We start from the raw sequence: 1207 nt of genomic DNA on the forward strand, positions 1-1207 counted from the left end.
TCGCGAGCAGGCTTGTTCCTGCGCGTGGCGCAAGCGTTTTCGTTGGAGTTGAGATCAAGCGTCTGAAGGGCATCTGGTGGATGCCTTGGCACTGAGAGGCGATGAAGGACGTAGCACGTTGCGATAAGTCACGGGGAGCCGCGAGCAGGCATTGATCCGTGAATTTCCGAATGGGGAAACCCACCGCTTAACGCGGTATCCCACACTGAATAAATAGGTGTGGGAAGCGAACCCGGCGAACTGAAACATCTAAGTAGCCGGAGGAAAGGACATCAACCGAGACTCCGCTAGTAGTGGCGAGCGAACGCGGACCAGGCCAGTCATTCGATCTACATAACCGGAACCGTCTGGAAAGTCGGGCCATAGCGGGTGATAGCCCCGTACGGATAAACCGGATCGGATGCTCGAGTAGGGCGGGGCACGTGAAACCCTGTCTGAACGTGGGGGGACCACCCTCCAAGCCTAAGTACTCCTCAGTGACCGATAGTGCACCAGTACCGTGAGGGAAAGGTGAAAAGCACCCCGACAAGGGGAGTGAAACAGTTCCTGAAACCGGATGCCTACAAGCAGTCGGAGCCTCTTCATGGGGTGACGGCGTACCTTTTGTATAATGGGTCAGCGACTTAGAGTATGCAGCGAGCTTAAGCCGGTAGGTGGAGGCGCAGCGAAAGCGAGTCTGAATAGGGCGACCGAGTTGCATGCTTTAGACCCGAAACCTGATGATCTAGCCATGGGCAGGTTGAAGGTGCGGTAACACGCACTGGAGGACCGAACTCACGCCTGTTGAAAAAGTCGGAGATGACCTGTGGCTAGGGGTGAAAGGCCAATCAAATCAGGAAATAGCTGGTTCTCCGCGAAAGCTATTTAGGTAGCGCGTCGCGTATTGCCGCGGGGGGTAGAGCACTGGATGGGCTAGGGGGGCGCGAGCCTTACCAAACCTAACCAAACTCCGAATACCCGCGAGCAGAGCGCGGCAGACAGACGGTGGGTGCTAAGGTCCATCGTCGAGAGGGAAACAGCCCAGACCGCCAGCTAAGGTCCCCAAATCACGGCTAAGTGGGAAAGGATGTGGGAAGGCCATGACAACCAGGAGGTTGGCTTAGAAGCAGCCATCCTTTAAAGAAAGCGTAATAGCTCACTGGTCTAGTTAAGCCGGCCTGCGCCGAAAATGTATCGGGGCTCAAGCCGTGTACCGAAGCTGCGGATG

General features: G+C 56.3%; 1 rRNA gene. It reads left to right on the forward strand.

Annotation, left to right across the window (positions count from 1 at the left end):
• Window positions 1-52 precede the first annotated feature (52 nt).
• Window positions 53-1207, forward strand: a 23S ribosomal RNA gene (locus TSH64_RS01490); the annotation flags it as partial.

The organism is Azospirillum sp. TSH64 (assembly GCF_003116035.1).
Classification (GTDB): domain Bacteria; phylum Pseudomonadota; class Alphaproteobacteria; order Azospirillales; family Azospirillaceae; genus Azospirillum.